At 53.7% G+C, this 26,916-nt stretch carries 17 protein-coding genes and 5 pseudogenes; 11 read left to right on the top strand and 11 right to left on the bottom strand.

Annotated elements, in window-relative coordinates:
- Nucleotides 1-108: 108 nt before the first annotated feature.
- The 3 genes and pseudogenes from M2427_RS40860 (at nucleotide 109) to M2427_RS40870 (ending at nucleotide 4,304) form a co-directional block, all read left to right on the top strand.
- The gene (locus M2427_RS40860; protein ID WP_280712402.1) at nucleotides 109-969 is read left to right on the top strand and encodes a hypothetical protein; all 861 of its coding nucleotides are present in this window, start codon (nucleotides 109-111) and stop codon (nucleotides 967-969) included.
- Nucleotides 948-1,356 (top strand): annotated as a pseudogene (locus tag M2427_RS40865) (IS3 family transposase); the annotation flags it as partial. The gene M2427_RS40860 and the pseudogene M2427_RS40865, both read left to right, overlap by 22 nt.
- A gap of 848 nt (nucleotides 1,357-2,204) precedes the next feature.
- Complete coding sequence (locus M2427_RS40870; protein WP_280712388.1) at nucleotides 2,205-4,304, top strand: acyltransferase family protein; 2,100 nt, start codon at nucleotides 2,205-2,207, stop codon at nucleotides 4,302-4,304.
- Nucleotides 4,305-4,415: 111 nt separating this feature from the next.
- Here M2427_RS40870 and M2427_RS40875 read toward each other — a convergent pair.
- From M2427_RS40875 to M2427_RS40895, 5 genes and pseudogenes are all read right to left on the bottom strand, one after another.
- Nucleotides 4,416-4,575, bottom strand: a pseudogene (locus M2427_RS40875) (transposase domain-containing protein); the annotation flags it as partial.
- 174 nt (nucleotides 4,576-4,749) lie between these two features.
- Complete coding sequence (locus M2427_RS40880) at nucleotides 4,750-5,046, bottom strand: transposase (protein WP_280712389.1); 297 nt, start codon at nucleotides 5,044-5,046, stop codon at nucleotides 4,750-4,752.
- Between the two features lie 81 nt (nucleotides 5,047-5,127).
- Nucleotides 5,128-5,339 (bottom strand): annotated as a pseudogene (locus tag M2427_RS40885) (transposase); the annotation flags it as partial.
- A 189-nt stretch (nucleotides 5,340-5,528) separates the two neighbouring features.
- Entirely contained in the window at nucleotides 5,529-6,467 is a 939-nt protein-coding gene (locus M2427_RS40890; protein ID WP_280712390.1) for an NAD-dependent epimerase/dehydratase family protein, read from the bottom strand.
- Nucleotides 6,464-7,804, bottom strand: coding sequence for a glycosyltransferase family 4 protein (locus tag M2427_RS40895; RefSeq protein WP_280712391.1), 1,341 nt, complete (start codon nucleotides 7,802-7,804; stop codon nucleotides 6,464-6,466). The genes M2427_RS40890 and M2427_RS40895 overlap by 4 nt, the downstream gene beginning before the upstream one ends.
- A gap of 458 nt (nucleotides 7,805-8,262) precedes the next feature.
- Here M2427_RS40895 and M2427_RS40900 point away from each other — a divergent pair, with 458 nt between their 5' ends.
- The 4 genes from M2427_RS40900 to M2427_RS40915 all read left to right on the top strand — a co-directional run bounded on the left by M2427_RS40900 (nucleotide 8,263) and on the right by M2427_RS40915 (nucleotide 13,526).
- On the top strand, nucleotides 8,263-9,747 hold the full coding sequence (locus M2427_RS40900; protein WP_280712392.1) for an oligosaccharide flippase family protein: 1,485 nt from the start codon (nucleotides 8,263-8,265) through the stop codon (nucleotides 9,745-9,747).
- 321 nt (nucleotides 9,748-10,068) lie between these two features.
- The gene (locus M2427_RS40905; RefSeq protein ID WP_280712403.1) at nucleotides 10,069-11,265 is read left to right on the top strand and encodes a glycosyltransferase family 4 protein; all 1,197 of its coding nucleotides are present in this window, start codon (nucleotides 10,069-10,071) and stop codon (nucleotides 11,263-11,265) included.
- Between the two features lie 147 nt (nucleotides 11,266-11,412).
- Complete coding sequence (locus M2427_RS40910; protein WP_280712393.1) at nucleotides 11,413-12,438, top strand: rhamnan synthesis F family protein; 1,026 nt, start codon at nucleotides 11,413-11,415, stop codon at nucleotides 12,436-12,438.
- 149 nt (nucleotides 12,439-12,587) lie between these two features.
- The gene (locus M2427_RS40915) at nucleotides 12,588-13,526 is read left to right on the top strand and encodes a glycosyltransferase family 2 protein (protein WP_280712394.1); all 939 of its coding nucleotides are present in this window, start codon (nucleotides 12,588-12,590) and stop codon (nucleotides 13,524-13,526) included.
- Between the two features lie 58 nt (nucleotides 13,527-13,584).
- Here the strand turns inward: M2427_RS40915 and M2427_RS40920 are convergent, their stop codons facing one another.
- Nucleotides 13,585-15,975: a tetratricopeptide repeat protein gene (locus tag M2427_RS40920; RefSeq protein ID WP_280712395.1), complete on the bottom strand. Its 2,391-nt coding sequence runs from the start codon at nucleotides 15,973-15,975 to the stop codon at nucleotides 13,585-13,587.
- A gap of 193 nt (nucleotides 15,976-16,168) precedes the next feature.
- On the opposite strand from M2427_RS40920, the gene xrtD reads away from it, so the two are divergent.
- The 3 genes and pseudogenes from xrtD to M2427_RS40935 all read left to right on the top strand — a co-directional run.
- Entirely contained in the window at nucleotides 16,169-17,782 is a 1,614-nt protein-coding gene (gene xrtD / locus M2427_RS40925) for a VPLPA-CTERM-specific exosortase XrtD (RefSeq protein ID WP_280712396.1), read from the top strand.
- Between the two features lie 162 nt (nucleotides 17,783-17,944).
- Complete coding sequence (locus M2427_RS40930; RefSeq protein ID WP_280712397.1) at nucleotides 17,945-18,442, top strand: hypothetical protein; 498 nt, start codon at nucleotides 17,945-17,947, stop codon at nucleotides 18,440-18,442.
- Nucleotides 18,443-18,656: 214 nt separating this feature from the next.
- Nucleotides 18,657-18,797, top strand: a pseudogene (locus M2427_RS40935) (IS5/IS1182 family transposase); the annotation flags it as partial.
- A gap of 106 nt (nucleotides 18,798-18,903) precedes the next feature.
- On the opposite strand, the pseudogene M2427_RS40940 reads toward M2427_RS40935, so the two are convergent.
- The 4 genes and pseudogenes from M2427_RS40940 to M2427_RS40955 form a co-directional block, all read right to left on the bottom strand.
- Nucleotides 18,904-19,864 (bottom strand): annotated as a pseudogene (locus tag M2427_RS40940) (IS66 family transposase); the annotation flags it as partial.
- Between the two features lie 533 nt (nucleotides 19,865-20,397).
- Complete coding sequence (locus tag M2427_RS40945; RefSeq protein WP_280712398.1) at nucleotides 20,398-21,129, bottom strand: FkbM family methyltransferase; 732 nt, start codon at nucleotides 21,127-21,129, stop codon at nucleotides 20,398-20,400.
- A gap of 189 nt (nucleotides 21,130-21,318) precedes the next feature.
- Nucleotides 21,319-21,474, bottom strand: a complete 156-nt coding sequence (locus M2427_RS40950; protein WP_280712404.1) for a transposase — start codon at nucleotides 21,472-21,474, stop codon at nucleotides 21,319-21,321.
- A 110-nt stretch (nucleotides 21,475-21,584) separates the two neighbouring features.
- A complete protein-coding gene (locus M2427_RS40955; RefSeq protein WP_280712399.1) occupies nucleotides 21,585-21,806 on the bottom strand; it encodes a transposase in 222 nt (73 codons plus the stop codon).
- Between the two features lie 306 nt (nucleotides 21,807-22,112).
- Between M2427_RS40955 and M2427_RS40960 the strand changes: the two genes are divergently transcribed.
- Entirely contained in the window at nucleotides 22,113-23,192 is a 1,080-nt protein-coding gene (locus M2427_RS40960; protein ID WP_280712400.1) for a glycosyltransferase, read from the top strand.
- A gap of 62 nt (nucleotides 23,193-23,254) precedes the next feature.
- Here the strand turns inward: M2427_RS40960 and M2427_RS40965 are convergent, their stop codons facing one another.
- Nucleotides 23,255-25,543: a polysaccharide biosynthesis tyrosine autokinase gene (locus tag M2427_RS40965; RefSeq protein ID WP_280712401.1), complete on the bottom strand. Its 2,289-nt coding sequence runs from the start codon at nucleotides 25,541-25,543 to the stop codon at nucleotides 23,255-23,257.
- Nucleotides 25,544-26,916 lie beyond the last annotated feature (1,373 nt).

Here is a 26,916-nt window from a genome sequence, read left to right on the forward strand (position 1 = left end):
CTTGGAAGTACCCCGGCATTATCGGGAGCCAGCGCCACGTTCGAGTCCTATGAGCTCGGCTTCCATCAGGACCTCAACGGCGACGGCGTGATCGGCCCTATCACGACCGTGATCGATACCAACGGCTCGACCAGTCTGGTCGAGGTTGGCAATAATTTCTACCTCAACAGCGTCAGCAGCGGCTCTGGTCCAGAGTTAAAATATGGCGGCCCGGCGGTGGTGGCGGGCCAGTTTGGCGGATGGACGCCGTTCGCTGTGGTGCAGACGGCAACCGGATATGAGGTTGCCTTGAAAGTCCCGGGCGCCGACCAGTATTCGGTTTGGACTGTCGACGGCAACGGTAACTACCTTGGAAGTACCCCGGCATTATCGGGAGCCAGCGCCACGTTCGAGTCCTATGAGCTCGGCTTCCATCAGGACCTCAACGGCGACGGCGTGATCGGGCTTGCCGTCCACGCAGGCGCCACGCTCGAATTGGATGCGACGAGCCCCGGATCGGTGACATTCATCAGCTCGACCGGTACATTGAAACTGGACGCCCCGGCGTCGTTCAACGGACAAATCTCCGGCTTCACGGGAGACGGCACCTTAGCGGGTTCAGATCAAATCGATCTGGTAAACCTAACTTACAGCAACGCAATTCAATCCTCTTCTACTTACAGTACTTCCACGGGCTTACTCGCCGTGAACAACGGAGCGAGTACAATAGATCTTCATTTTATTGGGAATTACTCGCAGGCCAACTTTAAGTTTGCGAGCGATGGCCATGGCGGAACTGTTGTCTACGACCCGCCGGTTTTATCGAGCGGAGCCAAAGACGCGGTAAGCATGGAGAGTCTTTTTGCCGACATACACGAGGACTCGCGCGGCGCCCCGGTCGTCTCGGAGGCTACGCACGAGGCAACGCCCGCTCTGGATTTCGCTTTGGTACAGCTGCTTGCGCATCATACCAACTCTTTCCTTGCGTAATATCAAATCCCAGCAAGGTCTGGGTTATGGACATCACCTTTATCCCGATGCGCACGGCTTCGTCTATCTCGCCGTCGTGCCGTGTTCTGTCCTGGCGGTTCTCGATCCCGATGGAAGCAGCCTTCTGCGGCGAGACACTGGAAGATGCTTTGGGACATCTTCAACACCGATCGGGGCTCGCAGTTCACAGGGGCTGCCTTCACATGGACGGCAATGGGGCCTGGCGGGACAACGTGTTCGTTGAGCGGCTGTGAAGCAGTGTGTCTATCTGCGCGCACACGAAACCGTCGGCGAGGCACGACATTGGCCGGTATCTCGACTTTCACAACAGACGAAGGCCATTCGAGTCTCGACGACATGATCCCGGACCAAGCCTACTTCAACCCGCCGCAGCTCGGCTACGGCGGCCTAACCCCGGCAGAGGCTCCACTTATTGACGCGGAGATTTGCTTAGACAAACAAGGCCAGCTCAAGCCTGCGGGTATTTTAAGCTGTTTTGATGAAGTTCTCACCGACTTTGTGTGTGGGTTGTCGCGCCGCTGGTGTTTTTAATCAGCCGGACCGTGCCAGCTTAACGGCCAATATCGCGAGCCGCCCTTTGCCGCATTTCCGGCCAATTGCGATTAGCGCTTAAGCTGTTAGCTTGTAGGGCATGCATCGCTGAGGCGGCTAGGCGACAGATTGTATGCCTTGAGATCGCCGCACGCGCCGGGAGCACGTGATGGGAATTGAGTGCTTCGTTGCCCTCGGTACTCGTCTGCATTGCAGACCTGAAATCTCACCCGTCCTGTTGCCACACCGTCTGCGACACTTTCCATCGGTCGACGGTTAGTCGTTAGTCGGTTCTAATTGATTTTCCTAACGAGCATTTTCGACCGCGACACGCACCGTCATCTCAACGGCTCGAGTCAGCCTCCATTCGACCAAACAGCGCTCCTACATTCCGCTAGATCGCCTAGACCACCCGACAACTCGTAGCCTTGGTTTAAGAGCGCGTGAAGTCGCCGGACGCCAAGTTAAGTAGACGGCGTCAGGATGCCCCCAAAGGCTGTCGAGAGCTATTGTCACGTTGGCCTGATACCGGGCATTTTTTGCCACCAGGTTGACTCAAATACTCGCTCAAATAGTGTTGTCAGCTGCAATCGCACAAACGCAAACAGGACGCGATTGTTTCGGATATTTGCAGTGATCTTTGTCAGGGCTACGCCCCTTCTGATCGGGCTGGTGTTTAGGTGGTGCTGAAGAACGCCGGATCAGCGACTCAGGGCGGATCATTAGTCAAATCCGTACAGGCGCTACGGGCCTTAGCCGTCAGCGTCGTTGTATTGAATCACTATTTCCCGTCTCGCCTAACAGGCGGCTTCATTGGCGTGGATATCTTCTTTGTCGTTTCCGGCTTCTTGATTACGGGCAAGATCATCGCCGATATCGAGGTGGACCACTTTTCCTTCACTCGCTTCTATTCGGGCAGAGCAAGACGCCTCTTGCCCGCAGCCCTCTTAGTTTTGGCCTTTTCGCTCCTTTTGACGCTAATCTGGCTTCCTGTTACGACGCAAGCCTCGTCTTTGCGCGACGTAGCTACAGCCAGCCTGTATGCGCTTAATTGGCGGCTTATTCTGACAGACACGCATTATTTTGCCGATCATACAGAGGCGTCCATCGTCCTTCATTATTGGTCACTTTCTGTCGAGGAACAGTTCTACTTAATCTGGCCATTGATCGTGGTGGTGACAGCGCTCGTCGCCGGCAGGAGAAATCGGCCGAGTCACCGTCGAAAAGCATTTATAGCCACCGCTGCAGTCATCACGTTTATTTCTTTTGCGTGGGCAATTACGGTCGGACTGAAGATGGAGGATGGAAATTATTTCGACCTGAGGGCGCGGGCATGGGAATTCGGACTAGGCGCGATGACGTCTCAAGTAGCAACGCGCGGCTCGTACTTCCCTCTCTTTGCGTCGTTGCTATCCATTCTAGGGTGGGGCGGCATCGTTTTTTCGTCGTTTTGGCTTACCCCGCAATCGCAAGTGCCAGGCTGGGCCGCTGTCGTCCCTTGCCTGGCCACTTGTGCGGTTATTTGGGCTGGAGATTACCTTAAGCCAAAGCTCCTTTGGCGACTAATTTCTTCCTCAGTCGTACAGAGATTGGGAGATGTTTCTTACTCACTTTATCTGTGGCACTGGCCGCTTCTTGTCGCAGCTCCGTACGTGCTCGGTTTGCCTTCTTTAAGCGCTTTCATGCGATTGCTGCTCGTCGGGGTATCAGTCGCAGCCGCATTCATAACAAAAGCCGGAGTCGAAGATCCGATTAGATTACATGCACCGATCCCGCTGCGCAGCCACTCGCGCGGCTTGGCTTCCTTAGTCTTTCTTTCCTGCATATTAGCCTTCACGGCCACCGCTTTTTCGAATCAGCGATTGAAAATGGGAGCAAACGCGGCAGAGAAACTATATCGGCTCTCACTCAATCCTGATAAGTGCTTCGGTGGGAATGCCGCAATTTCGGGCGAGAACTGCGGCAACCTCCACGAACTGGACGACCCACACTACCTGTTCCAGGCTTGGAGCAATCAGATTAACCTCGTCCCCAATGGAACAACCTGTCAAAATGAACGACTGGACGAGAGAGTACATCCCTGCTCTTTCGGAACCAAGGAAGGAAAAGAGCGCGCTCGTGTTGCTCTTTTCGGCGACTCCCATGCAGGCATGTGGGCGGCTGGGATTGCAATGTTCGCCGAGCAGAAGAGTCTGCGAATCGACATGTACACAGCGTCCGCATGCCCGCCCACGTCATCAGACGATGTTTTTGCCGTTCACATGCCTGTCGGTGAACGAGCCTCATGCGCACAATGGAGGCGCGAAGCGATCGATCGGATCGCTTCTGATGCGAAAATAAAATATGTTGTCACGTCAGGTAACCTTTTCGTGCATCAGCGCCTAGGAGCAGATGGAAATTGGTTGGCCGACGATGGCTCCGGCTATGTGAACGTTTGGAATAAATTTCTGGACGCGGGAAAGAAGATCATCGTGATTGATGACATTCCATCTCTGCCAATTTATTTCGCTAACTGCGTTGCCCTTAGTCACGGCCTTATAAAGAAGTGCGAATTTGATCAACCAGTTGAAGATGAGCCTAACGCCTACGCCAAAGCGGTGGCGAAAATAAACAAGAAGGCCCTCATGTTAGTAGGGTTGAATGATATACTGTGCTATTCGAAAAGATGCTCTCCAGTAGTCGGCGGCATTCCTGCTTACTTGGATAGAGAGCATATATCGGCACCGTTCGCCAGAAGCGTGGCCTCCATTTTGCTCGATGCGATTGTTCAAATTGGCGAATAGCTTTACGTTAATCCGGGTGAGACGCTGTTGACAGCGCGCTAGCTCAATTCAACGTAATCTCACGGTACGCATCCGGCCCACACCCGGATAGGCGCGGCGGTCTGCCACGGCTCAGGCAGCAGCCGCTTTGCACTCTTGGGTTGCCTTCCAATTCCACGGGAGCGGGTCGGCAGCTCTGTTACGGGTGATCTGCAAGCCTTGCCAGCACTTCAGCGAGCCAAGCCTCTGGATCGACATCGTTCATCTAGCAGGTTTCGATCAGCGTATAGACGCCAACGATGAAATCCTCTGCGCATATCCGTGTAGCCGGTCGCCAGCCACGCCCGCACGCCCGTCGGGATCGGGATCATCGGCGCTCCAGTCCGCGAGCAATTCGAACCACGGCCTCGACGTCCGCTCTGGGACCGAAGACCACACGCAGCCCTTTCGGGCTTACAATTTCGATCTAGCCCGCCTCGACAGCTGCCGTCGTTGGGGGCGTGCTCGGCACAACTATCGCAGGGACGAATGTCGGGTCGATCGAACCCTCTCCAGCTCGATGAGTGCAAGCCAAAGCCTTGCGCCAATTCAATAGGAGCTGACGTGAGATCCTGTACCGGCGAGCGGTCGCCGAAACCAGTCGCGGCCCCGCAAAGCTCTCCTCTACGATTCTGAGCTTCTCAGCACTCGTCCAGCGGCGCCGGCGACCGGTCTCCACCACTTCGATGCGGCTCAGCACTCCACTGTCCTTATGCACGTTCATAAGGACAGTCAGCTACGCAGCCGAACTTTTCACCAGGCGGCCTTGCTCGGATGCGTACCGTATAGATGGGTGCCGGCACGATTTGCCGCCAGCATCTGAACCGGCGAAGGTCCATTTTCGTCTTCCGATGGTCCGATGGCCACACCGCGTAACGCTCGTTCGGCAGCGTTGTTCGAGAGGCAGACGCGGCCATCGTCCAGGAAGCGCATAAATGCCCTCCAGCGGTCGCGCAGGAGGTTAATCGCCTTTGCAGTATCGTTGCCTGATGAGAACAAGGTTCGTTGCTGGCGCATCCCCTTGTGCGGACCTTGTGCGGTACCGCGGCTTCGCTCGATTATCGTTCCATCTCTTGCGCCATCGGCGCTGTCAGCCATCTTTCAATGTCGAGCAGCGCCCATGCGCACGTCGCATGCTTCATGTTTCCGAACCGCCCGCAACAGAAGCCAGCAAGACATGGGAACGCAGTGGGTCGATTTTAGGAACTAAATGTAACTGCCGCGAATCCAATCAGCCGCCGCTTCAAGTCCCTTCATCCAATCAGTTTGCGGATTCCAGCCGAGCTCCTGTCTGATCAGACCGATGTCAAGAACGCTTACGGGGACGTCCGTGGCTCGCCCGGCTCTATGAATCACTTTTATCCCAGGCATCTTCACAACTCGGATCACATCCTCAACCACCTGATTTATCGACCGTCCCCTTCCAGAACCTACGTTAAAGGTTTTGCAGGGACCTCCGTAAGCACTAGCAGCGATTATCGCCTCAACGGCATCATCTACATATATGAAGTCCCTAATAATTTCGCCGCTTCCCCATATCTCAAGATCCTGCTTGAGCATGGCGCGAGTCATAAGCGCTGATATTACGCCCTGTCGCCGATTAGGATCCTGGAAGGGGCCATAAGGATTGGCGACCCGAAGAACACAGTAATCGATATTGTAAAGATGATTGTAGAGACCGAAATACTTTTCGATTGAAAGTTTGCTTATACCGTAAGCGGATGCAGGATCGGTGGCTGCCGTCTCAGGTGTGGGCGTTGGCGCGGCCGGGCCGTACACAGTGCCGCCTGAAGAAATGAACACGATTTTGCGCACACTGGAGTTTCGGCAAATCTCGAGTAAATGAAGCGTCGGGATTACGCTAGAAGCTAAATCGGCAATTGGATCCTTATTCGAGCTCTCCGGGACACTACCGCCGATCAAGTGGAAAATGATTTCGGTGCCTTCGATCGCTCGAGCTAACGAAACGCGGTCATTAAACTCAGCCTGGAACCACGTGATATCTCTCCGAGAGGAGGAATATTTCGACAAGCGTCCATAACCCCGGACAAGGGCCCCGCGTCTCACTAGTTCATTGCAAAGGTTTGTCCCGATAAACCCTCCCCCGCCGAGCACTAGGCAGTTGATACCGGCGACATTCGTCATGTTTCGGCGACTCCAGAATAGCTATCCGAGAGACTTAGGCGAGAGATCAGTTCCTTCGCAAATGCCGCGCGAGAAAAATTCCTTAGAAACACTTCTTGCCCTGCAGCTCCAATCTTTTGCCACATCGACCTGTGATCAATCACTTCCCTAAGCACAGTCGCGATCGATGCTGCATCGGCGCTATCGGCGATAAAACCGCTTACACCATGTGTGATAAAAGAAGAAGTACCTGTGGTCCGGGTACAGAGAAGTATCCGTCCACTGCCGAGGGCGTCAAGTGAGACAAGTGGTAGAGTATCGTCGCGTGACGATACCAAAATGGCATCCGCCGCCAACAGTTCGGACGCGTATGCGTCCTGCGCTAGCTCCCCATGCAATTCAACTTCCGGCAACACAGCAGCCCTTTTTACAAGGTCCTGGTAAAAATCCTTGAACAAAATCCGTCCGAAAAATTTGACACGCAATTGTGAGCGGTAATGCGTCGTTAGAGCGCTAATTGCCTCTAAGGCCAGATCCTGCCCCTTGCGTGGCTCAAACGAGCCAAACACCGCCACATTCAATCGGCTATTTTTCGTTGGTAAAGGGCGCGCGTGTCCGACTATTTGTTCCAAGCCGTAGCCTAACACGTCTACATCGGATCGATATCGTCGGACTAACTCAGCCGAAGGCTCGCTGCCTGCCCAGATTTGCTTCGCTGAATGAAGCGTTGCTCGAACATCGGGATCACGATCAAGGAGATCGCGAACGAGCGAAATCTCGTGAAGGTACCAAAAGGTTGGCAGCAAACTGCCTATCAACTTTACTACAGAGTGCGTCACTATAGTGTTGCAGATGGCCAAATCTGCCGCAGAGGCTATATTTTTTACCAGCGCCGATCCTTCAAGGGCCTCACTATCAATCACGACCGTCGCACCAGCCTGCTGTAAAAGGGGACGAAACGGCCCATCAAGCGGGGACACAACCGTTACGTTATGGTCGGCAGCTATCAAGATGCGAGCCATCTCGTAAACAATCTTTGGCGCTCCGCTCGTACTTAAGTCATGTGACACGATCAGCACACTGCTCGCTCCGGGAGACGTGGAGGGACTCCCTGCAAAAACGCTGAGTACGACCGCAAATTTGTCAAAAAGCAATTCGCTAGTATTTGTTGGTAACAATTTGGCAATGCCATTACTGAACCGGCGGCCAAGCAATGACAAAAAAAACCTAAGGAAATGAAGCGCAGCGCCCCTGTAGCTCATTCGAGCCAAATTACGCGCTGCGTCCCGACGAGACTTTTCAAGAAGGGCGACCGATATCGTTGTCTGCTTTCGGTGCTGCACAGGAAAGTCGCCCATGTCGTGCTCAATCCTTTCGCACAATCGAACCCACACACTTCTGATGGTACAAGCAACTAGTGGCTCTCTGCTCATTACACTAGTTTCCGATAGTCAACCACGGTTCCGGCCCTCTGAAAACGATGACTTGCTCTTACAGACGGCACGAGAATACTCAGCGCCGACCTCTTACGATCTTCGGTCCTTCAAGGCACATTGTAGCGCGTCACGCCGGTGGGGGTACCCCGGCAGAAGAGGGTAGACGTGGTCCGACCGGCCACCACCCTTGATATTTCCTCCATAAAGTCGTTTTTGAATCACATGATCTTGGGCCGGCAGCAAAAGTACATTCAGCGCAAGAACAATGGACTTTCGCGGCTTTTTGGTACCACGCACCCACCTAGTCACAATCGGCTCCGTAGCCACTCATCGCTGCAAGGCGATGGCCTAACGGTCGCGAAGCGTGCTATAGAGACGCGATGATTAGAAAGGCGTTCTATTGGTCGGCTTCCACGCAGATAGTGTCTTTCCTAGTCGCCTTTAGCGGCTCGGTCATAGTGGCGCGACTGTTATCTCCCCGCGAGATGGGAATATACGCTGTTTCGCTTGCGACGATGGGCGTTCTCCAAATCTTTGCATCCTTTGGTGTTGGCGAATATGTGATCCGCGCGGTGCAGCTCGATGATGAGACAGTCGACAGCGCATTCACGCTCAACGCGCTGATCTCGATTGCATTAGCTGCTGGAATTTACAGCATAAGCCATATTGGTGCCCGCTTTCTAAGCGATTCGGCGGTGGCGCCGGTGCTTCAGCTGCTGTCCATCATACCGCTCTTGTCGATCCTCAACTTTCGACCGTCAGTGATGCTGCAGCGGGAGATAGAATTTCGCTCGATATCAATCGTCGGTCTGACGGCAACGATTTTCACAACCGGTACGACCGTGACAGCTGCTTATTTCGGCGCAAGCTATATGAGTCAGGCCTATGGAGGGGTGATCGGCGCACTCATCAGTTCTATCGGGCTCGCCATCCTCGGAAGACGACATTTCGCGATCCGTTTCTCGATCGTGGCGTGGCGCCCGATGCTCGCCTTTGGTATGCAGATGATGTCGATCGGGGGGATATCGGCCCTAGCCGCTCGGCTGTCTGACATAATCCTCGGGCATATGTTAGGATTGCCGGCGCTTGGATTGTTTGGGCGAGCAAGCAACCTCGCAACCATGATCTTTTCCAACATGTACGGCACGATAACGCGCGTCGTGTTCGTTAAGCTGTCGCAAGACTATCGCGAGCACGGGAAACTACGCGAGCCATTCTTGAAATGGCTAAGAGTCATCGCTGGCTTCATGGGACCAGTTTTGCTAGGGCTGGCGGTGCTGTCCAAACCTGCGATACTGCTGCTTTATGGTGAGAAATGGCTCGGTGCGGCGCTTCCGCTCTCGCTCCTCATGGTAGCGCATTTCATCGCGCTGCGCTTTGCCATGAATTGGGAGCTGTTTGTCATCCGCGATCAGCTAAAGGTGCAGACCGCCCTGGAATTCGTTCGTTCGGTAGTCAGCCTGTTCAATCGCGCGATTGGATGTTTGTTCGGTCTGGTTGGCGCGGCCGTCGCTTCCATTGTTGATGCCATCTTCTCGATTGTACTCTACGGGAAACAGATCGATCGACTCATTGAAGCGGAACCCAATGATCTCATGCACGCAACGGCGGAAACCATAGGAATTACATTTGCCGCCATTTTTCCGGCGTTCGTTTTGATGGTTTGGACTGGTTGGGACGCACACACGCCGCTGCCGCTAGTGTCTGCAAGCGTGGCAATGGGTGCAATATTTTGGCTTGTAACACTCGCGTGGCTTCGACACCCGCTGTTCGAGGAGATTCGTTCCCTTGCAGCAAACCTTTTGATGCGCTGCTCTCCGGTAGCGCGCAGGGGCTTGACCATTCTCGGACGTCGGTCGCAATGATGTCCATTTCATTGGAAACCGACGTCTGGTTACGCTAGCCGGACGGTTTAATATCCGTCGGCCAAAGCAAGGCTTACGCGCTCGTGCCAAGTTCGCGCTCACCTTGAGTAGCGTTAGAACCGGGAAGGCCGTCCGCCTAGGGCTCAGTTACACTTTGCACCTCCCGCGTGACCTTGCGCCGCAAATCGCCAGATCCTCGCGTCACTTTATGACCTTGCTCTAGACGATGACAGCGGGAAGCAAAGCCGACGCGGATATTACTCTTTCCGAACCGCTGCAATCATGTTTCAATTGCTTTCATCGCCGGGGACGTGATTGACGATGCGAGCCAGGAATATTTGGAAGAAAGCAGCCCTAAAGGTTTCAAACCGCGCTCTGCGACATCACCAACGCGTCAACGCTTGGTTGAAGAGCTTCGACGGATCCGAGCAACGCGCGCCTTATCTTCTTCGCAATAATCCATCAACCGCGGATAGGCGAGTCGTTCACTTCAATGGCAACTTTTCCGTAGGAGGATCGACGCAACTGATTGTCGATCTTATCGAGCTAATGTCGGACTCATATCGGCAGGAGGTAATTGTCCCCTTTTTACCCCCCAGATTGCCATACCAACCTGTGGACGTCCGGGCGTTCGATACTACCCAGCTGGAGGAGGTTCGCTCTCTTTTGAAAGGGCACCGCCCCGACCTCGTTCACATTCATTACTGGTCGCGCGCCGAAAACCGTTTCGACGCCACGGGCGTATGGTATGCGAGTGTGCTCGCAATTTGCGCGGAACTTGATCTCCCCGTCATCCAAAACGTAAACGTCCCGACCAAACCCATGAGGGGCGACCCAATCCGCTGTAACGTGTTTGTCAGCGAATTCGTGCGCTCCAATTTTGACGAGGGAGCAGTTCCCTCTGAGGTTATTTACCCAGGCTCCGATTTTACTCATTTTGAGCAGACGGAGGACCGAGGATTCTTAGATACCATCGGAATGGTTTATCGATTGGACAATGACAAACTGAGTGCGCGCTCGATTGAGCCCTTCATTCTTGTAGCAAGAGCTCGAACATCAACACGCTCCATTATCGTCGGCGAGGGGGGTTTGTCGAACTACTTTCGACACCGCGTTGAGCAGGAGGGCTTAGGTGACCGGATCCACTTCGTCGGAATGGTAAGTTATGCTGATTTGCCGAAGTGGTACGAGCGAATGAATTTATTCGTCGCGCCGGTGCACAATGAAAGTTTCGGGCAAGTGTCGCCGTTCGCAATGAGTATGGGACTTCCGATTGCAGGTTATGACGTTGGCGCATTGCCGGAGATACTTGGTTCCAATGACACACTTGTAGATGTGGGAGATGAGAAAGCTCTTGCCAATCTGATTTTGGAGCTGCTTAGCGCACCGGACCAGTTGAGTAGGCTTGGCGCGGCAAACCGTCAACGCGCTCACGCCTTGTTCTCGCGCCCCGCTATGATAGATCGTTACCGAAGGCTTTATTCTGAAGTTCTGGCACGCCGAGTTCCTCTCGCATGAAAAGTAAAGTAGCACTCGCTCCGCACTCAGCCAGGCGTAGCTCAATGTGTCAGCGGTGGCTTGGTGACCATTTGGTTTCGCGCCGTTCGTTAGGTCGAGCGTCCCACCCAACCTGGGTCCTCGCTGCTTGCAGTTGGAAAAAAAACAATGGCTGTTGACGACGATATCAGACAGTCAATCCAAACCGCAAAACGAGTCTGCTTCTTTGCGCATTATCATGAGAACGCTATAATTGCGGACCACGTCATTTTCTACCTGACCGCAATCAAGAATGCCGGATTTTCAATTGTTCTTGTCTCGACGTCGCTCTTGCCGCCGTCCGAAATCGAGAAGCTGTCGGGGATTTGCGTCGAAGTCGTCCTACGGAAGAACGAGGGGCTTGATTTCGGAAGCTGGATAACCGCCGTCGAGCGGTATTTCCCGATTAAAGCCGAGCTGTTGTTGCTTGCGAATGATAGTGTCTACGCGTCGGTCGGCGATCTCGCGGCTTATATAGAGCGCCTCTGTTCGACCCAGGCCGACTTCTACGGTGCCGTTGAATCCGGTGAGCTGGATACGCACCTGCAGAGCTGGTTTATCCTGCTTCGTCCGAAGGCATATAATTCGGCCGCTTTTGTGGAGTTGATGAAGTTTCCGATGATGGCGACCGCCACCAAGTTTGATCTTATCAAATCCTATGAAATCGGTTTGACGCAGCGGCTTATGAAAGACAATCTGACGTATCATGCCAGCTTTTCCAGTCGGAATCTTACCGGGTTTGCGTCAAGGCACGCGTTTAATTATTCGCATATCCTGTGGAAGGAGCTCATCCAGCACGGCATACCGTTTATAAAAATTGAACTTGTACGTCAAAATCCTGTCCGCGTGACCAACATCCACCAATTACGAGAGGTGGTCTGCGAAACGGAGCCCAGTTTGTTCCCGCTGATCGAAAGCGATTTGGCGAAGCGCGGACGGTTCAGAATGAAGCGGTGGATGGAAATGACGGACCAGCCTATGCTTTATTGGCCGGAGGTCCGATTCTTATTGCAGCGCAGAGCCCCCCGTTCACAGCGGTCGGTTCCATTGAACTGGCACTTTGAGCAACTGCTGTTCCGGTTAATCACGGCGTGCACCCACCCAGTGCGGCGTCTAAATCGAAAGCTGCGCAAAATTCTCCGGCAGCCGGCGTGACTGCCGATGCCATTATCGAGCTCTTTATCATTCACGAGTTGGTCTAGCCCCGGCAGACACTTAGAGGATTTCTAAGATTGAGGGTGCACCAATGACGATAACTAGGTTTGAAACCTAAAGATGTCCTCCAATTCATCGAATGACCGATAATGCCGGAAACCACTGTCGTATTAGCGACCTACAATGGCGAAGAATACATCGCAGAATTTCTGGACTCTTTGGTCGCTCAATCATATCGCGATTTCGATGTCGTCGTATCCGACGATTGTTCGACGGACAAGACGATTGCAATCATCGAGAGCTTTCGGGGCATGCTAAACATTTCGATTTCACAACAGGAATCAAACGTAGGGCCGTCACTTAACTTTTCACGCGCGACGATGATGGCAACTGGGAATTTTGTTGCATTTGCAGATCAGGACGACGTTTGGCATCCGGATAAGCTCTTGTTGATGGCTGAGATGATGAGAAGTGGCGACATCAAAGAGCCGAGGCTTATTTTTTGCGATCTGGAAATCACAGATGAAAAGCTGAAAATGATCTCAGCATCTTTCTTCTGCGGTAAAAGATCTTCGGCGTGCGGCCGGATCGAAGATTTTATAATCAGCAATCACATTCCCGGATGCGCCATGCTCGTCAATAGGCCTCTTCTTGAATTAGGTATGCCCGTCCCTCGCACCTTCAAAATGCACGATTGGTGGTTCGCAATCACGGCGGCCTCATTCGGCACGATCACTTTTCTTGCGAGGCCGCTGGTTTGTTATCGCCAACACGCAAATAACGCCATCGGCGCTCAACTAAAGGCCCAGAATAAAAAGAAAATTGTTTCAAAAATTCGTCGATTAGTTGTGGCTCCGCGGACAGTTCTCCTTGGTCGTCTAGGACCTTTCCTGGAGCAGGCACAAACGGTCAATAGCAATGTTGCTGCGTTCTCCGAGCGCTTTAGTGGATCATTGGGCGAGCGCGAGCGGAAGATCATCCGTACTTTTCAACGCAAGCATTTTTTCTTTCACAGACTGAGAATATTAGTCGGAGCTGAACTCGGAGAAAGCAAGTTTGACGCTTTGATGATGTCCATTTTGGTGTGAATCTGCCTCTCGACACTGCTAACTGGCCGCCCCACAGCAACCAGCGCGCTCTTCCAAGTTAATTTCTGACGATCGCTTCAGCTTCGTTTCGACCCGGATAGGTATCCTTGAGCGTACTTCGAATGATTTCCTGTCCCCTTTTGTCTTCGCCTAGCGCAACTAAGACGGCTCCATAATGAAAACGCAATTGCGGGTTCGACGACTGATCGGCGTTGGCCAGGTTCAATAATTCTTTTGCTTTTTCAAAATTTCCCAAACGGTAGTCCGACCAGGCAAGTGAATCCAGAATCGCCTGATTTTTAAAGAGCGCATTCTTCTGCAAGAGTTCGGCCGCCTGTCGTAACGAGTTCTTGTCCAATGGTTTTTGGTCCGCCAATAGGTTAGTAAGTTCGTTGGCGGCAATGGCGGATCCAGGGTTGATGCGCAATAGTTCGCGATAAGTCGCGATCGCATCCTCAATCTGTCCGTTAGAGCTCTGTAGTCCTGCGCGCGCCAGAAGGAGTGGCTCCTTCGGTGCCCCGGCGGTCATCCCGCGATCGAGAGCGGCGAAAGCTTTGTCCTTATCTTTTTTACCCGCAAGGGCGGCTGCCTGTAGATATGGGGCCGGTATTGCGGGCGCGAGTTTAATCGCGCTTTCGATTAGCGCTTGGGCCTCGTTTGACTGACCGCTCGCATCATAGAGCGTTGCAAGGATCAAGTCGTAGGGCCCACGATCAGCTGGCGGTACCTTTACAGTGAGGCGCCCAAGAACGTCTTGGGCTTGGGAACTTTGTCCCCCAGCGATTGACGTCCGTGCGAATGCGAAAGCGGCCGACATATCCATCGGACCATCATCTTTCCAAGCGATGAGCCGCCGATAGAGATTAGCGGCCTCCAAGAATTGGCCTTGCGCCTCCTTGATCTCTGCTTCCGCAAGGGTGGCAGCTGGCTCCGATCCAACAACCCGATGAAGTCCCGCGAGCGCCACCTCGGCAGCCGTCCAATCCTTGCTCCTAATTGCAAGTCGGATCTGAATTACGCGTCCCTCGATCGATTCCGGGTTACGTTCCAGAAAATCGTCGACGGTACGACGGGCGCCCAAGACGTCGCCCGTGCTGATCTGAACGTCTGCAATCCGGCGGAGAGCTCCGAGGTCGGATGGACTCAAGCTGAGGACACGCCGGAGTGCGGAGATAGCTTCAGTACGTCGGTCGTTCTGCAGGTATGCCTCAGCAAGGGAAGCAAACACCGCGGCATTGCTGGGTTGCCGGGCGGCGATAGCGAGAAAATCTTGAATGGCGCCGTTCGGATTCTTATCTCTTAGCAACAGTTGGCCGCGCACCGTAAGCACTTCGTCGTCGGTTGGATTTGCCTTGACCATAGCTTCCAAAATGGGCCGGGCAGCCGCAATATCGTTATGTGCAATCAGAAGCCGCACGAGCGCCAATTGCGCAGCTGCATGGGGGACGCCTGGTTTCGTCCGATCAATCGCCACGTGTAGGACCTTTGCCGCGGCGTCGAACCCGCTGTCTCGTGCGTAAACTTCTGCCAGCGCGATATCGTAAACAGTCATTTCCGGTGCTGCAGTGATCGCAAAAAGTAGTTCATCGACGACGGTTTTCCTGTCTCGATGCCGGGCAAGAAATGAAATTAGTTTCATATGCATGTCGATGTTACCCGGCGTCGCCTCAACGCCAGTCCGGAGTATTTGCTCTCCCGCTGCAACTCCCGCGGTCTTCGCGAGAAGTTCGGCAAGTGCTAAGCGGTAGTCCGGCGCTGTGGGGTTAGCTGAAATAAGGGCCTCGTAAATCTCGATCGCTTTTTCCGGTGCGCCCTGCTGCGAGAATGCTTCGGCCTTCAGTTGTAAAAGGGCCTTGTCTGACGGGTCCGTGGACAGCCCGGCCTCGATGACGATCAAAGCGTAAGCGGGATCTTTTCTGCGAAGAGCCTCTTCAGCAAGGACCGCGTTCGCAATTACATCCCCTTTGTTCTCCGCCAAGATGGCCTCCGCGTCGGCGCGCGCCTTTCGATTATTGCCCAATCGTTCCTCCAAAAGAGACCGATAGGACTTCATGGCTTTATCGTTCGGCCGATTAGAAAGACATCTGGCGATCCATTCGTCTGCTTGCTGGTAGGCATGGAGCCGAAGCAACAAGGCAGCGGCGGCATGTCGAGCTTCATTGGAGCCTGGTCCGGTCGCATCGGCAACGACATACTCGCTAACGGCCGTTTGAAAATCTCCCAAACTCTCGGCGATGCGACCCGCAAGAAAATGCGCATTACTCGATTTTGGATCGACCTTGAGTAAACCTCCAATCTCGTTCCGCGCCGATTGGAATTGACCCTCTTGATATAGTTTTTGGGCGGCCGTTAGAGAGAAGGAGGGTTGCTTGGCCGTTTCAGCCTTCTTTTCGCATGCCGTTAAGCCGACAAGATTGGCGCAAATAATAACTGTGAGATAGAATTTCACGATTTTTTCCGTTTTCAAAGAAGGCCACATGCTAAAGTGAAGTTCTCGAGACCTTGGAGATTAATCACCGTAAGCATTTTAGAGGCAAACCCGCATAAGAAAAGCGAACGGTTATTAGGACGAGGCACACCGACCCGACCGCATGGCCACGCAGTAGAGTTCATTGTTTTAGTGTGTTTGCCGGGAAAATTTCATGAAAGCAGTTCACCTTCGAAGCAATTGGCAAAATCTAGGCGGATTATTCGCGCTTCTTATATGCGTTGGTGAGATTCCGGGTGTGTGGCGCTCACTAGACCCCCTCTTGGTCATCTGGAACCAACAGGAATATAGCCATGCCTGGTTTATCATGCCGCTGGCATCGCTCATATTCATTCAGCGCTTCCGTTCTGTCCGCACAGGGGGCAGCAGAACGCCAGGGATTCTAGTAGCTATTTTATCCGTTGTTACCATGCTTTTCGCTTGGGCGACGGGCAGTTACCTTGCTTGTATCTACGGGGCTATCGTAGGGATTATCGGATTTGTATGGTCCTCTGTCGGAACACGAGCGATGAGGACCTTGGCCGCTCCCCTGGCGTATCTGTTTTTTATGGTCCCGTTACCGCTGGCCATTTACCTTACAATATCTGCCGATATGCAGCTCTTAGCATCAAAACTCGGGATCACTTTGATTTCGTTTTTTCAGGTGCCGGCCTCACTTGACGGAAACATCATAAATCTGGGGACTGCAAAACTGGAGGTCGCGGAAGCGTGTAACGGTCTTCGTTACCTGTTTCCCTTGCTGAGTTTTGCATGTCTGATTTCCATGCTGGTTGAAGACCAGTTCTGGAAAAAAGCTTTGATTGTGCTTTCCAGTGCTCCAATAGCCATCGTCTTGAACGCTTTCCGCATTGCGACGATTGCTGTCCTGCTCGATCGCTTTAACATCGATACTGTGACCGGCCCGGCGCATGCCTTCGAAGGCTTCACGATTTTCTTCCTCTGCATTGTCTTGTTGTTTCTAGAGGTTTGGTTTTTACTAGGAGTCGGCGGCCGTCGCGGGCGCTTTTTGATTTTTGATTTAGTGACTTTCGATCGCACTACCGTCGAGCGATTGATGTCGTGGCCTATTTCAAGTGCGTCGCTAGCGGCAGGTGCTATCCTACTGATTGGTACAACCGTCGTCGCGACTTTCCCTGGACGGACCGAAGCTGTTCCCCAACGCCTGCCACTGGCGCTGTTCCCTATGGAATTCAAGGGCTGGCGCGGAATCCCCCAACCTCTTGATAACGGGTCTCTCAACGTTCTGGGGCTGACTGATTATTTGCTTGCAGATTATACCAACCCGTCGGGCCGCGAGGTCCCCTTAAATTTCTACATCGCCTACTATGCATCGCAACGGTCTGGGGTACATGCGCACAGTCCGCAGCTTTGCATTCCAGGCGGGGGATGGAACATCTTAGGCCAGTCAATTCTCACCTTCGATTCCACCAACGGCGGAGCAATAACCGCAAATCGCGTGGTTATTGAGAAGCAAGGCGTCAAGCAAATTGTCTACTATTGGTTCGAGGAGCGAGGCCGTCACATCGCGGAAGAGGGCGCGCTCAAATATTACGCCCTAAGAGACGCTCTGGTAGATAACAGGACAGATGGAGCCCTCATACGTATTGTGGCTACCGTCTCTCGCGGGGATGAGGGCGCTGCAGATGCGGCGGCAGAAAAGCTGATCATCGATGTAAGTGGAATTTTACATACTTTCGTCCCCGGGCGTACCCAGGATGATTCCGAGTTTTCGTCCCCACGCGTAACAAAGTCCCCTGCGCGCAACTAAATGACCCAAAAAGAAAATCTCCAGCATGTAATCAATTGAAATCATTGATATTTATTTGTTAACAATTCCTTGACTCTCTCGCCGCATTGCGGGATATTTCTATAGGTGGTTTGGCCGCGAGAGTAGCTAACGAGATCAATGCCAACTTTTTGGAGCAGTCGCATGCGTAAGTTACTCAAATTGTTGGGTGCTGTGACGGTTTTGATCGGGTCTATTGGTCAGGCATCTGCCTTTTCATCAATCGTATACCCTGTGACTCTGACGGGTGGTCCAGAAACATTCGTTCTTTCCTACTCCAGCTCGGATGCGTTCAGTATCACTAACCTGTCGCTTGAACTGGGCAGTCCTGGCAGCGCTCCAAACCTATTTGCGACGAATGCTGGCCCTTTCCAGCCATTCACTTCTTCGACCGTAAGTGGGGCCAATACGATTATTTCCCCGCTGACGGGCTCGATAAGCGAGGTGTTTTCTGGAGCGGCTGGTAATTATACTTTTTCGTTCTCGACCAATGCTACGAATTTTCTCAGTCTTTCGGTTTCGCCGGTTCCTCTTCCAGCTTCCTTCTCATTGTTCACGTTGGCACTGCTTTCCCTCGGTATCTTTGGCTACTACAAGGCGCGTCCGAAGTTTAGGTCTGAATCGGCAGCTTGTGAGGCCTAACGCGGCTGTCTGATCTTATCAACTCGGCCGTTATACGTTGGGCCAACCGAAAACCGGTGTCTTGGGCGTCGCTCGTTCGAGGCCTTATGGTATATTCTGTGATGCACGGAAGGTAGCCGGACCAGACGGGCGCTCACCGTGGATAAACTAGACTAACGCACCAAGCCTAAGGTCCGCGCTCGGTAATGGATTCCGCCAAAATTCGAGTGTGTTAGTCCGCAGCGTCACCAAATCAATCCACCGCGAGATGCGGCGCCCCGCCGCTGTCGAGCCCATGATCGGCCATCTCAAGGACGGCCACCGGATGCGCCTCAACTATCTCAACCACATCAACGACGTGCTCGCCGCCGTCGGCTTAACTTCAGCCCAATCCTGCTGGATCGCCACCTCATTTCCCAATGTGTTGAGGATCGATTTCGCTGACCGGATTGACGGTAAGCGCCAAGCTGAGCCGTCCAGGCTTTGAAGTGCCAGGGCATAAGAGCATCGATCTGAGAGATCGGCCAGCCTGCGCGAACCGTTCGAGAGTTTGCGTGAGCCAGGCGTACGGATCGACGTCGTTCATCTTCGCGGTCTGCAGAAGCGTGGCGATGGTCGCCTAGTCCGGCCCCGCCGCCATGGCTGCCCGCAAAGAGCGCTTTTTTTCTTGTGATGGCTTGCGGCCGGATTGCCGGATTACCCGCTCGACGGTGTTGAAGTCGATCTCGATACGGCCGTCGGCTAGCTAGAAAGCGCTCGAGGGCGGCGCGTCTGGATGTGGCACAGCGGATTGCCTCGGCGAGTTTGGATTTGCCCGACCGGCGCGGCGTCTCCTTGTCCCACCGATCGAACAGCGCGGCGACGATCACGGCGGACTTTTCCTGGCGCGCTTTCACCCGCATCTCAGGATCCTGGCCGGGATGTCAGCCTCGATCTCCCATAGCCCGGCCATGGCGGTGACTCGTTGATGTGAAGCTCGCAGAACCGTCTCCTGACGTGGGCAAAGCACGCTGCCAGCGTCACGCCCTCATTGGCACCCGCTGACCTGGCGAGCCGATTGTAGGCGGCTTAGCCGTGGACCTGCAGGATGCCGGTAAAGCCGGCCAGATGTCACTCGACGCATTCGCCGCCCCAGCTGTCCTCAAAGCGATAGGCGACCATAGGTGGCCGATGCCGAAAAATGGCCGATCGTCGCGCGCATAGTCCCACAGCCAGGCCCTTTGCGACAAGCCGGGTCCAGGGGCGTGTGTTGGCAGGATCGTCTCCTCGGCGAAGACCCGTCGCGCTGCTTGATCTTCTCCAGCACATAGTCGGCCAGCGGCTGCAATTCGAAGATTCGAAGCCGACCTTGCCCATCCATTGTGCCATCAGCGATCGGTCGAGATCGACGCCATCACGCGCGTAGATCGCTTCCTGCCGGCAGACAGGCCCGTCGGCATATTGGCCACCGCGATTGTACGCGGGGCCGTTTGGCTGACCGGCGGCGCGTCGATGTTCGGGCTCGGCGGCGTAGGCGCGCTGAACGATTGGCAAATTGCCACGCTGTGGCTCGGCTTTGCCAGCGTCGCTCTCGCCGTCAGCGGGCGCTCTGGCTGTTCGCAAGCAGCGCGTCGCCGACCGGATCTCCATGCACATCGCATGAGCAGCCTGTTTTGGGACCTTGCAACCTCGACCCGGTTTCTCGGCGTCGCTGCCGCGCCCGGTCATCTGGTTGCACGAGACGTTTGCCGAGTTCACCGACGCCGGCATCCAGGATGCTGATCAAGCACATCAGATCATATAGGACCTACGCCCGGCAGCATTCTTCCGGGAAGTTCTACCGGCAGCTCTACCTCGATATCAACACGAACTTTAACAACCTGATCCCGCACCTTCGCATTAAGCGCAATCAAGGCCCGAACTCGATCCATGGCGGCGGCGTTCGCCGTCAGCCAACGCAGCCGGGCTTAGCTATTTGATGCCGCGTCACTCTCGATTTAGATCAGCGGCCGGCCGGGGAAGAAAAAGAAATTGTAGACGTAGTTATGGCCCCACTCGCCTTGATGCTTGGCGAGTTCGAACCGGTCGGCATCCAGCACCTCTCCCTGATAAATGAAGCGCCCGGCGTAGCCCCGCTCGGTGAAGAATTGAAACATGCGCTGGACGCCACCCTTGTTATATTTGTCCTCGCATTCGATCAGAAAGGTCGGCCGATCTCGGCCGATGGTGCTCACCGCGCCGTCCAACACCTTGAGCTCGTGACCTTCGACGTCGATCTTGACGAAATCGACGTCGGGAAATTCGAAGCTGTCAACGGTCGAGGTTGGAACCGAGAGTTTTTGCAGATCACCCGCATCCGGACGCTCTTCAAGCGAGGCGAGGCCGTGGGTGATCCGGCCATCGGTGGCAGCTGGAGCGCTCAGCGTGCCGCTGCCGACTCGATCGGATAGCGCCGTTTGATGTACCGTGACGTTCTTCGGGCAGGTGTGACGAAGGATCCGACTAGCAGTCGGGTGAGGTTCGAACGAATGCACCCTATTGGCGATACCGGCTAACGCTCGCGTATACACGCCGATATTTGCGCCGACGTCGATGGCCGTCCGGCAACTCGGCAGGACGCGAGGCAACATGGCGACTTCCGGCTCAACATATGAGCGCTTGTATTCGTGATATTTGACCCAGAGTCCGGGAAAAGCGTCGCGAAGCGTATCCTTGACGGCACGAAGCATGGGGCCTGCTCTCTTCGGGGGAGGGTATTTTATAGCACCCATACTTCCATGCCGCGCGCTTGGGTTCAATGGTACCCAGTTGAAGAAACGGCTTGACCGTTACAGCAGCGCGCTGACCATTCACGATCCTAGTAATGACGTCGGTAAGGTGGTCGAGATGATTGACGTCGTTGATATTGCTGGTCTTGATCAGCAACGCGATTGTTGCTCTCTGCTAGGCTCCGCCAGCGAGGCCGCGAACAACGCATTCTTTCGGGTCAATGCGATCGGGCGGATGGACCTTTCGACCATATTGTTGCCAAAATCGATGCTGCTGTCGTTGATGAAGAGCTGAGTCCTTCCCATCGTCAAAGCATAGCGGATCGCCAATTTGCTCTTCTGGTGATCAGCGCGAGCCTTGCCCGAAGCCACGGCTCCAGCGCATCGGCCAACGCTAGATACTGTCCTCGAGCCGCTTAGCGAACAGGCATAGGCTCGTGCATCCCCGAACACCAGCGGGTACGAACACGGGCCCAACCGATACCGCAGAAGCAGTACTTCCGCATCTCGTAATCGGCCCGCCGTCGGAACAATTGCTGCGGCGACAAACCTTGGCGCCGAGCGACTTCACAGACCGAATTGCCGCTCGACACAATCTCCCCGACGATCCGTACCTTCTCTTCATGAAACCAGTGCACCGGCTGCCCACACCAGAACCCTTGCGTGCCTTGTTGTTGATCCTGATCTAATTGGGGTGAACGTTGAAATCCCCCGGCCAGCTCGGCGATGGTTCGATCGCCTTTGACTGCGGCTAGCGCAACCCTCGCCTTAAGGGCCGGTGAGTGGTTCCGACTGTGGTGAAATCAGGTCTTCCTCCCGATCGCACATTGCACGCAGTTGGTTAAATGGCATAAGATCGACAGCGACCAACGCAGCTGTGCGAACTTTCAAGATGACGTCACCATCGGTACTCTCTTGAGCGGACAAGGCCAGGAGAATCTGGAATGACTACGATTTCCATCGCCATGGCGACGTATAATGGCGAAAAGTTTGTCCGCAAACAACTTGAGAGCCTAGCGGAGCAAATTCATTTGCCGTCCGAGCTTGTCGTGACGGACGATGGTTCTAATGACAAGACACTCGATGTAATTGCAGACTTTGCGCGAACAGCACCATTTCCCGTGCTCGTTCACGCTAACAGCACCAGACTTAATTATAGAGAGAATTTTATGAGGTGCGCGAGCCGTTGCTCGGGGGACCTCATTGCATTTTGCGACCAAGACGACATTTGGGATCGTGACAAACTCTCGACCCTTCTGGAATATTTTGACATGGCCAATGTGGATTTGGTTTTCCACGATTTTCGCCTCATCGATGCGAATGGAAACCCGATAGCCGACATGGCTCCTGACTTGTGCCCCGAGTCAGTCGATCCGTGGACCAATATTCGCGGTTTAACTATCGTTTTTAGACGCAAGCTATTGAAATATTCAGGACTTTGGGAATTGTCGATTGATCACCTCAATCCCGCCGAACGCATGGCACACGATCAATGGTATTTATTCCTCGCTCATTCCTTCAATTCGCTCCAGCACGTATCGCGGCCGCTTCTTAGCTATCGACAGCACGGCGCCAATCTTTATGGCGCTCCCAGCAGCTCTCTAACGATAGATGGCGGCATCAGAGGTAATCTTACGGTTGTAAAAGATACGCTGCTTGGACGACCTCAGTTAGCGCAAGCTAAAAGGAGCTTTTTACATCAACACTTGCTGGGCAGGGGGCTTGCGAGCAGAAGCAAATTGAAAGTGTTGGAAGAAATTAGTCAGCGCGAGAAACCATGCGATGATCCCAGTCTGGCAAAACACTTAAGCTTATACAGGATGTTCGAGCGTTCCTATCTTCCAAGGGCATCAATCTACAAGGATAATAAGCTTATCGCGCGACTTAGGCTTTTTCTGACTGCGCTGACGGGTGGATCTTATGGTTTGAGCACGCAGGGCACAAAAAACGCGCTCCTGGACTTCTATTACGGCGTCCTTTTGCAACCAAGCGAGAAACTCGGTGATGTAAACTTAAAGCTTTGAGGCGCGCTTCAGTAGGAACGATCCAAGACCTATCGGAAATGCCTTTAATCTCGGAAATGCCTTTAATCGTTAAATCCGTACCGTTCATGATATTCATTGCTATAAATGTCACCAGCGTTGCGTGAGTAATTGCGCATCGCCTCCAAATCTGCCTTGTTGAGAATCACACCTAACAGATTCTCATAAACCAGCGGCGCAGATGACAATGCGTGCTCCACGGCATCAAAGCTGGTCTGCCCCCATTCGATAACAAACAAATATGAATCAACAATTTGATTGGTGGAACGAACATCTACCACAGGGTTGAGAGGCGGCAGATCAATCAAAATATAATCATAGATTTCGCGGAGGGCCTCGATAAGCTTCTTCATTCCAGCGGAGGCCAAAATTTCATTTGTGTGGGATAAGCGAGTCTGCGCAACCATCGGTACAAAGGCTAGTGACGTCATCGGGTCAGTCCAAACGACGTCCTTCAGCAGCCGCTTTCCCGAAAGCACTTCAAGCAATCCAATTTCAGCCCCCGGAGCCAGTGAACGGCTCAATGATGGGTTCCGTAGATCACAATCCAGCAGGATTGCTTTCCCACCTGCATGCGATATCAGTCGCGCGAGGTTCGCAGCTACCGTTGATTTTCCCTCTGCGGGGTTGGTCGATGTAATTCCGATTGCTTTTGCCGAGACAGCTTTGCCTAGAGAAAACAAATCAATACTGACTTTAATGGCTCGAAATGCTTCGGCGAACCTAGAGAACGGGTTTGAGACCACGCTGGACAGCAATCCGGTTCGATTAATCTGCCTTGAACTGTCCCGTTCCAACTTTCCGTTTTGAACCGCTCCCGGTGCTGCTTCTGATTTGATCGCTGGGACAATCGCCAAACAGCTCGCCCTCAATTCAGTTTCAACCTGATCAGGCGTACGAAATCCACGTTCCGAAGCATCGATCAACAACGCGATACCGAAGGCCAGCACCAATCCACCCACCGAGGCCACCGCTATTACCAATTTGGAATTCGGCGTACTATTCGATCCCGGCACCTCGGCATGGGTAATTACACGCGCTTCCGTATATGGAAACGATTGCTGCTGAAGAGACTCCATGTAGCGTTGAACAAAATTATCGTGCATAGCCCGAAAAGTCTGGGCCTTGGCATCAAGATCCTTCAGGGAAATCTGCGCTTGATTGGTCATTTGATTTTGTGAAATCGAATCCGCCAGGCTCTTTTCAATGCTTTGTTCGCGGGCAACCGCGATTTGCAGATCACTCTTGTAGGTCTCTTGAATACGTTTCAGCTCATCAAAAATCGACTTCCGAATCTGATACATTTGGTTGCGCAAGCCGATAACCACCAAATGGTCACGACCAAGTCGCGTCTCAAAAGTCGATTGCTTATTTGCGGTGTCGAGATATTCGCTGCGGAGCTTATTGATGACTTCACTGTGAAGGACGTCGGCAACAGCGGGATCCGGCGAACGCAACACATTGTCTATATTTGAAACATCATTCTTGGTGATTTCGCTAATTCGATTGAGGCGTGCATTAGCCTCAGCCGCGTTTGCACGAGCGAGAACGAGTTGGCTGTTTAGTTCAGCGAGCTGCTGCTCGCTCATCAGTCGACCACCGGTGTCGACGATATTATTTTGCTTCTTGAAATCCAGCACGGCTCGTTCGGCCGTCGATGCCTGCTGGCGCAACTCCTGGATTCTCTCTTGTAACCAGGTACTTGCCCTGCGTGTGGCTTGATACTTGGCTTCGAGCTGGTCGTTGATATAAGCATCCGCCGTCGCATTGGCGATTTGAGCAGCGCGCCCTGGACTGAGGGATAGAAATCCAACCTGGATAACGTAGGTCAGGCCTATTCTTCTCGCGACAAGGCCGCCGCGAAAATAGCCGTACGCCCGCTGCTGAAGCGCCAACTCTGAAACAGGAGCAGCCGGTGAAAAAAGGCCAAGCAGGCGTCCAAGTATCCCAGGCTTGGAGGTGACAAATTCGGGATCAGCGGTAAGGTGAAGATCCTTTATCACAGCCGCAGCGATGTTTTCGGACATCAACACCTGGATCTGGCTGTCGACCGCAGCCGAATCCATGGAATAGTCGCTGGTTATAGATTGCTGCTGAAAGAGCTGCGTTTTTTTGGTGTCGATGAGCAACTCCGCCTGCGCCAGGAACTTTGGCGGCGAAGTGTACAGATAGATGACGCCGCAAATCACGCTCACAGAAAAAATCAAAACAAGAATCCCAAGCCTTCTCCGCGTAAGGCTGAGAATTGCATCCAGCAGCTTCGCGGTCGACACCATTTCGATCGGCGAAGAACGGTATTCGGAAGTAGGCTTGAGATGAGGGACTTGGAGCATTGGCGCTATGGCTACGACTGATTCGGATGCGACAAGTTCAGATGCTCGCTTCGGTAGAACACGGCCCGCCGCGCTGATCGACTTCGGTGGCTGGCACGGGTCCTCTTGCCAGCCCTACCTTCCGCCCCCCTTCTGGTCGGCTTACCGCAATGACCATGTCGTCTCATAATGTCAAAAACCCAGGTTGTAGGTTAGTCCGTCGTCTCGGCAGGCTCGTCCTCAACTTCAGCTGATGGACCCGAATGAAAGGAAGCCTGCGCCAATTGCCCCGAGAAAGCTCGCAGACACTGCCATACAACAGAATTCCACTCGTGCGCTTCGATATCCGCGTCCGGGAAGCCTTCCCAAGCAACATTTCCAAACATAGCACAGAATCGGTTCCGAGAGAACCCTGAACGCACCGAATACCCTTACCCGATTGGCCTGCAGGACCCTGCTTCCAGCGCGTTCGGATGGTACCATCGGCGCGCCCGTGTATAGTCGTGGTCCTCTCATTCGCCCGCCGGGCTGGAAGTCGACCTTGCCATGGGAAGCAAATCAGCTCGCCTCAAAATTGCTCTTTCACGTCGTAGCGAAATTGCTGCATAGCCAATACGCCGATCATTTGCTCCTTACGCGAACGTGGCGGAACTTCGACGCCTGAACACGTATCAGATCCATGATAGCAGACGCGCACCTTGATGAAGTCGGCGCAGCGATTCTCTAAAGTGACAATATGCGTGAATATCTTTGGATTTGAAGTGAGGGGCTGAGCAACTCCGGTTGCTTCCAGACAGGCCCTACCACTAGCATCGTGATGCTTTCGGTCACCAAGATCGGCTGTTGTGAGTCCTTGCGCGAACAAATTGCCAGCAAACGATAACCAAAGCACGACCGCTAACGAGCAATTCGACCTGAACATTCGCTCTATTTTGTGGGACAAGTCAGCTCTCTGCTACGTAGTTTCTGAGTTGCTTCAAATCATAAGTAGGTGGCAGAATTATGCACGCGGATGGCCAATAAAGGAACGAGATCCGCTCTTTGAGCTTCTCGATCAGCAAGGTCCCCGCCTGGCCTCGGCCTCCGCGGCCGACCGGGCCGCTCGCTCGGCGCGCAGCATCGCCTGCAGGGTAGTCACCTCGCCGGGAAGAGAATCATCAGCGCCCACCGCCGACCAGAGAATCACAACACGCGGTCTCTGTCCGAACCGCTGATCGGGCCACCGATTCAAATCCCAGCGATCAGCCGGCCGCCTGCGGTCGCCAGGTCTGTTGCGGCATCCGCCAGTCGATGCCCTCCAGCGAGGGGATTGAGGAATGTCCCTAATAGTGAATCTGACGAATCATTTCCGGAGGTGGTCGAAGTTCGAGACCCCCACCATCCTCTGTACAGCC

Source organism: Bradyrhizobium sp. BR13661 (genome assembly GCF_029892425.1).
In the GTDB taxonomy this organism is placed as follows: domain Bacteria; phylum Pseudomonadota; class Alphaproteobacteria; order Rhizobiales; family Xanthobacteraceae; genus Bradyrhizobium.

Coding starts and splice junctions, on each gene's coding strand:
- M2427_RS40880 (WP_280712389.1), bottom strand. CDS start 5,046: ATGAACGTGCATAAGGACAGTGGAGTGCTGAGCCGCATCGAAGTGGTG.
- M2427_RS40890 (WP_280712390.1), bottom strand. CDS start 6,467: ATGACGAATGTCGCCGGTATCAACTGCCTAGTGCTCGGCGGGGGAGGG.
- M2427_RS40895 (WP_280712391.1), bottom strand. CDS start 7,804: ATGGGCGACTTTCCTGTGCAGCACCGAAAGCAGACAACGATATCGGTC.
- M2427_RS40900 (WP_280712392.1), top strand. CDS start 8,263: ATGATTAGAAAGGCGTTCTATTGGTCGGCTTCCACGCAGATAGTGTCT.
- M2427_RS40905 (WP_280712403.1), top strand. CDS start 10,069: ATGCGAGCCAGGAATATTTGGAAGAAAGCAGCCCTAAAGGTTTCAAAC.
- M2427_RS40910 (WP_280712393.1), top strand. CDS start 11,413: ATGGCTGTTGACGACGATATCAGACAGTCAATCCAAACCGCAAAACGA.
- M2427_RS40915 (WP_280712394.1), top strand. CDS start 12,588: ATGCCGGAAACCACTGTCGTATTAGCGACCTACAATGGCGAAGAATAC.
- xrtD (WP_280712396.1), top strand. CDS start 16,169: ATGAAAGCAGTTCACCTTCGAAGCAATTGGCAAAATCTAGGCGGATTA.
- M2427_RS40930 (WP_280712397.1), top strand. CDS start 17,945: ATGCGTAAGTTACTCAAATTGTTGGGTGCTGTGACGGTTTTGATCGGG.
- M2427_RS40945 (WP_280712398.1), bottom strand. CDS start 21,129: ATGCTTCGTGCCGTCAAGGATACGCTTCGCGACGCTTTTCCCGGACTC.
- M2427_RS40950 (WP_280712404.1), bottom strand. CDS start 21,474: ATGGGAAGGACTCAGCTCTTCATCAACGACAGCAGCATCGATTTTGGC.
- M2427_RS40960 (WP_280712400.1), top strand. CDS start 22,113: ATGACTACGATTTCCATCGCCATGGCGACGTATAATGGCGAAAAGTTT.
- M2427_RS40965 (WP_280712401.1), bottom strand. CDS start 25,543: ATGCTCCAAGTCCCTCATCTCAAGCCTACTTCCGAATACCGTTCTTCG.